Source organism: Pseudomonas folii (assembly GCF_014357575.1).
GTDB classification, from domain to species: domain Bacteria; phylum Pseudomonadota; class Gammaproteobacteria; order Pseudomonadales; family Pseudomonadaceae; genus Aquipseudomonas; species Aquipseudomonas folii.
Genome location: NZ_JACONW010000021.1, coordinates 14,196 through 20,463 on the forward strand (window position 1 = coordinate 14,196; position 6,268 = coordinate 20,463).

Genomic DNA, 6,268 nt, shown 5'->3' on the forward strand with positions numbered 1-6,268 from the left:
CGTAGTTGTAAAAAGCTGTCTGTCATCGCCAACACCAAAAAACTAAAAAACTAAAAAAGTTTTATTAAAAACCAGTATCCAGGAGCGTAAAAATTGATTGGTAAAAGCAAGCCCCCAACCCTCAAACACCCAACCAGCCATCTGGCGATGTTGATCAGCAGCGCCGCCCTGGGTCTGGCATTGACCGCCACCGACGCAGTTGCCGCGCCGGTGCGCATCGATATTCCGGCGCAACCGCTGGGTTCGGCGCTGATCAGTCTCGGTACACAGTCTGACTTGCAAATCGTGTTCAACCCGGTTCAATTGCAGAACCTGCGCAGCCCCGAGCTGCACGGGGAAATTGAACCAACGCAAGCACTGAACTCGCTGCTCCGTGGGACGGGCATCCAGTATCAGATAGAAGGCAGCCGGGTCACCTTGCTTGCCGCGGCACCGACCAGCGGCCAGCTGACCATACCCGACCAGATCATTTCCGGTCGCGCGGCGGTGCCAGAGGGTTACGAGAGCTACGTTCCGAAAACCAGCAACAGCGCCAGCAAGACCAATACGCCGCTGATCGAGATCCCGCAGTCCATCTCCGTGGTCACCCGCAAGCAGATGGAAGACCAGGGCGCGCAAACCGTCACGGATGCGTTGCGTTACGTCCCGGGCGTCAAAGTCGAAGCCTATGGTCTGGATCCGAAAGGTTTCGACTGGCTGTACATTCGCGGCTTCAACGGTCAGTCCACCAGCGACTACCTCAATGGCCTGCGTCAGCAGAACAACAGCTATGCGTTCTTCCGCAGCGAACCTTATGCGTTTGACCGTATCGACGTGGTAAAAGGCCCCTCTTCGACCCTGTTCGGCCAAGGTGACGCTGGCGGTATCATCAACCGCGTCAGCAAGAAACCCGAAGTCAACCATGTCAACGAAGTACAGCTTTCAGTCGGCAACTATGACCGCCGACAAGGCCAGTTCGACCTCGGTGGCGCACTGGACGATCAGCAACACTTCCTTTATCGCGTCGTCGGTTCGGTAAGGGACAGCAACACGCAGGTGGAGTACGACGATGGCCACGAAGTCAAAGACGACCGCCTGTACATCGCGCCATCCTTCACCTGGGCACCGGACGAAGACACCAGCCTGACGTTCCTCAGCGACTTCCTGCGTGACCGTAACGGCGGCTCGCTGTTTGCTTACAGCACGCCGAACGGGCACACCACCAATACGTTGATGGGTGATCACAGCTTCAACCATCTGAATCAGGATCAGTACAGCTTCGGTTATGAGTTCCGTCATCGTTTCGATGACACCTGGGAATTCCGCCAGAACGCCCGCTATGGTCAGGTAGACGTGATCTTCCAGAACCTGCTGCCGTTCAGTGTTGATACCAGCACCGGAAACACCATTCGTGGCGCAGACCGTTTTGATCAGCACATGAACACTTTTGCGCTGGACAACCAGTTGCAGGCTGACTTCCAGACCGGCCCGTTCACGCACAAGCTGCTGACCGGCGTGGATTACACATGGCAGGACGCCGACGTCACTCGCTGGCGCGTTCGCGGCCCGGACCTGAACGTCTACAACCCGGTCTACGGCCAGCCGGTAACCCGCCCAACCCAGGCCAACAGCATCGGCTCGATCGACTATGACCAGACCATCGAGCAGATCGGTGGCTACATTCAGGACCAGATCAAGTTCGACGATCACTGGATCCTGACCGCAGGCGGTCGCTACGACTATGTGCGCAATGACCTGGATAACCACGTCGCTGACCCGACGAACCAGAAAGACAATGCCTTTACTGGCCGTCTGGGCCTGACCTACCTGACTGAGTTCGGCCTGGCGCCGTACGTCAGCTATTCCGAGTCTTTTGCGCCTAATACTGGCCTGGACAGCAGCGGCAGGGGCTTTGATTCGAGCGAAGCGCACCAGTGGGAAGCGGGTGTCAAATACCAGCCTACCGACGCTATCCTGATGACCCTGGCAGCCTACGACCTGACCAAGACCAACGTACTGACCCGGGATCTGGGCAATACCGCTTTCTCGGTCGCCAATGGCGAACAGCAGTCGCGCGGTATCGAAGCCGAGGTCAAGGCCAAACTGGACCAGAACTGGGACCTGATTGCGTCCTACACCTACACCAAGGCCGAGATCACCAAGAGCAACGCTGGCGACGAGGGTAATCGTCCGGCCAACGTGCCCAAACACATGGCTTCGGCCTGGCTGAACTACACCTTCAACGACACGATTCTCAATGGCCTCAGCCTGGGTGGCGGCGCACGTTATACCGGGGTGCTCTACGGCGATAACGCCAACACCTTCCACATCGACAACTACACCCTGTTCGACGCGGGCGCGAGCTACCCGCTCAATAAGAGCGTGACTGTCTCGGTCAATGCCCAAAACCTGCTGGACGAGAAATACTCAGCCACTTGCGATGACTCGTACGAGTGCTACCCGGGCATGCGCCGCACCTTGCTGACCAGCGTGAAATACAAATGGTGATAAACGCCTGATCTTTCACGGGTATATGTCTGTCCGCGCAGCACCATGCTGCGTCGGGCAGGCAGCGCCTGTCCAGACTGTGTCAGTGCGTTGCTGAACCCTCAGCCGGGCTCCTTTGATCAAGGGGCCCGGTGTCGTTTTTGGAGGATCACGATGAGCCGTTACCACCGAGGAGAACGAACATGCCTCTGACCCGCCGTCACCTGCTTAAGCGATTTGCCGTGGGCGGCCTTGCGCTGACCAGCGGTCTACCCTCCATGAGCCTTTTCGCCGCCCCGCTGCAACGTATCATCGCCATCAACTGGGCTGCCGCCGAAACGCTGTTGACGCTGGGAGTCACGCCACTGGCGATCTCCGACGGCAGTTATTACAGCCGACGCATGCCCACTGCGCCACTGCCTCACGAAGTCCTCGACGTGGGCCCTTACTGGGAACCCAATCTTGAATTGATCAAAGAACTCTCCCCGCAATTGATCCTCAGCGATCAAATGCCGCCTGCCATCGCCCGCTCGCTGCAGGGCATTGCGCCCACCGAAGTGGTCGATGTCTACCCCAGCGCCCGTAGCGTCTGGACCAGCGCCACGGGCTTCATGACCCGGCTGGCAGCCCGTATCGACCGCCAGCAACAGGCTACAAGCTGGATCGCGGCAGGTGAAACCCGTCTCGCTCAACTGCGCGCACAACTGGCGCAACGCCCTCAGCCGCCGATCTGTGTGGCAGTGCTCAATCAGGACGGTCGCCATGCGACGGTCTACGGCAAGAACAGCATGATTCAGGACGTGCTCGACCGGCTCGGTCTGGTCAATGCCTGGCAAGGCCCAAGCAGCGCCATGGGAATTTCCCTGATTGGCGTCGAACGACTCGCCGAAACCCCGGACGCGCATCTGCTGTACATCGAAATTCCGACGACATCGGCGCGCCTGCAGAGCCTGCGCCAGACCAACGCGCTGTGGGAAAACCTGCCCGCAGTGCGACGTGGCAACACCCTGGCGCTGGGTAAATTCTTCCCTTACGGCGCGGCTGCCTCGGCACTCAACCTGGCCGAATTGATTGGCGCGTACCTGAGCCATCGCGGAGAACAAGAGCATGCTTGAACCGGCTATCGGCCTGGCGGCCCCTCGCCCTGCGCTGTTCCAGGGACCTCTGCCCTGGGTTCTGATGCTGGCCTTGCTGGCGATGCTGATCGCGGTGCATGGGTTACAGGCCCTGCTGCCCAGCGCGCTGTGGTGGCAGGCACTGTGGACCCCAGACCTGGACGACGGCCGTCAGGTCCTGCTGCATTTCAGCTTCGCACCACGCATGCTGGTCAGCCTGATGGTAGGGGCTGCGTTAGGGCTGGCGGGGACGCTGTTTCAGCAGATTCTGCGCAACCCGCTGGCCGAGCCGGTCACGCTCGGCGTGGCGGCCGGAGCCAATCTGGCCCTGTCGATTGCCACTATCGCAGCACCTGCCCTGCTGCTGCATGGCCTGGAGGGAGTGACGCTGGTCGGTGCCGGACTGGCCACGCTGGCGCTGTTCGCCTTCGCGTGGAGCCGCACGATGTCTTCGCTGCGCTTTATCCTCGCGGGCATGGTGATCAGCCTGTATTGCAACGCCATCAATTCACTGCTGGTGTTGTTCAACCATGACTACCTCGTCGACCTGCTGCTCTGGCAAGCCGGTTCACTCAACCAGAGTGGCTGGGAAGGCGTGACTTATCTGGCGCCTCGTCTGGCCGTCGCCGCACTGATCGCCGGTTTGCTCGCCAGACCTCTGGCCGTGCTGGGGCTTGAGGACCAGAGCGCGGCCAGCCTTGGGGTTTCTCTGCGGACCACGCGCACCCTGGGGCTAGTAGTCGCCGTGGCACTCAGCGCCTTCGTTACCAGCGCCGTCGGCATCATCGGTTTTGTCGGTCTCGCAGCGCCAGCCATCGCCCGCCTCAGCGGCGCGCGCACCTTGCGCCAACGGCTGATATGGGCACCGTTGATGGGCGCAGCGCTGCTGTGTCTGGTGGACCAGTGCGCGCGTGAGCTTTCACGATTTGTCGGTGAAGTGCCGGCCGGCATTCTCACCGCCGTGTTCAGCGTGCCGCTGTTGCTCTGGCTGCTCAAGCGTCAGCGCAGCGGCGGCATCGTCGCGCAGCAGAGCAGCACGTGGCGCAGGCTGCACAACCCTGGCCGGTACATCAGCGTCGGTGCAGTACTGCTCGTGTTGCTGGTCATACCGGCAATCAGCCTGGGCATCGGCGTGCACGGCTGGCACTGGAGCGGCCCGGAGCAATTCGACGGCGCGTTGCAATGGCGATTGCCACGGGTAATGGGTTCGCTCAGCGCCGGAGTCATGTTGGCGGTGGCCGGTTTGCTGATCCAGCGCCTGACCGGCAACCCGATGGCCAGCCCGGAAGTACTGGGTGCCAGCTCCGGTGCAGCGCTGGGGGTGATGGTGCTGTTCCTGTTGGTGCCCCAGCCACAGGCCTTGATGGTGCCTGCAGCCTGCGCCGGTACCCTGCTCACACTCGGCGCACTGTTCTGGTTCAACTGGCGCAGCGCCTTGAGCCCGGAGCGCCTGTTACTGACCGGGGTCTGCCTGACCACGCTGATGGGGGCATTGAGCACGCTGTTGATGGCCAGCGGAGACCCGCGCATGACCTTGCTGTTGAGCTGGATGACCGGTTCGACCTATCACGTCGACGGTCCGGCCGCGTTGACGGCGCTGGTGATCGCTGGCGTCATGCTGCTGGTCAGTCTGTTGCTTTCGCGGCCGCTGGACTTGCTGACCCTGGGTGGCGGCACAGCCTCGGCCCTCGGCTTGCCATTGCGTCTCAGCCACCTGGCGATTCTCGGCGTGGCAGCAGTGCTGACCGCGACCGCCACGCTGATCGTCGGCCCGCTGAGCTTCGTTGGTTTGATCGCGCCGCACATCGCCCGCCAGCTCGGCGTGCACCGTACTGCGCCGCAGATCTTGCTGAGTGCAATCATCGGCGGACTGATCATGCTCGTAGCCGACTGGCTGGGACGTAATATCGCTTACCCGTGGCCGGTTTCTGCAGGGTTGCTGGCAGCCTTTATCGGTTGCCCGTACTTCCTCTGGCTGATGCACCGCCAGCGGCGCTGATCGGTTGCGCTGCCAATCGTGGCATAGGTATCTACACATCTTTTCCATGCAGGGATTTTTGCGTACATATCCGTTACCGCGTTAAGGGCTTCTATTGGTTGCGCTTTTACAGCGCCTCACTTTTGAAAGAGCCCAAAAGTAAGCAAAAGGCTCATACCCCACCACTCGGCCCCTCGCTGTCGCTCGGTGTACCCGCCCGCAGATCCTGAACCGTGGGCCGCTGCAATGGGCCATCCATGGCCCGGTGCAGCTAACCCGGCGTCCTGCCGGGTTGCCCACGCTTCAGAATCTCCGTTCGGCCAGCGTGGTTTAACGGGGCGCCCCAGATCAAAAACACGGCGGCCTGAAAGCCGACCTGATGTGTGAACTTACCGCGCTATAAGCGCTGGTTTGCTGGCGATAGTCATCAACGATGAGTCGGGCAGCACCTGATACCACGCTTTGGCTTTTGATCTGCTTTAGATTTTGACCTTAGGCGCCCCGTTAAACCACGACGGCCGGAATTCGACATTGCTGCGTGGGGCAAACCGGCAGGGATGCCGGTTTAGCTGCTTCAGGCCATGGATGGCCGGTGGCAGCGGCCCCACGCAGCAATGTCGGATTACGGGTATGCCGAGCGACAGCGAGGGACCCAGTGGTGGGGCAAGAGCCTTTTGCTTACTTTTGGGCCCCAAAAGTGAGGCGCCGT

Annotated in this window: 3 protein-coding genes; all 3 read left to right on the forward strand. The window is 60.8% G+C overall.

Annotated elements, in window-relative coordinates; genetic code table 11:
• Positions 1-147: 147 nt before the first annotated feature.
• The 3 genes from H8S59_RS07060 to fhuB all read left to right on the forward strand — a co-directional run bounded on the left by H8S59_RS07060 (position 148) and on the right by fhuB (position 5,580).
• Positions 148-2,487 (forward strand): TonB-dependent siderophore receptor, encoded by a 2,340-nt coding sequence (locus H8S59_RS07060; protein WP_214658232.1) that lies wholly within the window; start codon positions 148-150, stop codon positions 2,485-2,487.
• A gap of 182 nt (positions 2,488-2,669) precedes the next feature.
• The gene (locus tag H8S59_RS07065; RefSeq protein WP_187520945.1) at positions 2,670-3,581 is read left to right on the forward strand and encodes an ABC transporter substrate-binding protein; all 912 of its coding nucleotides are present in this window, start codon (positions 2,670-2,672) and stop codon (positions 3,579-3,581) included.
• Complete coding sequence (fhuB, locus tag H8S59_RS07070) at positions 3,574-5,580, forward strand: Fe(3+)-hydroxamate ABC transporter permease FhuB (RefSeq protein WP_187520946.1); 2,007 nt, start codon at positions 3,574-3,576, stop codon at positions 5,578-5,580. Before H8S59_RS07065 ends, fhuB begins: the two co-directional genes overlap by 8 nt.
• The last annotated feature ends 688 nt before the right edge of the window (positions 5,581-6,268 follow it).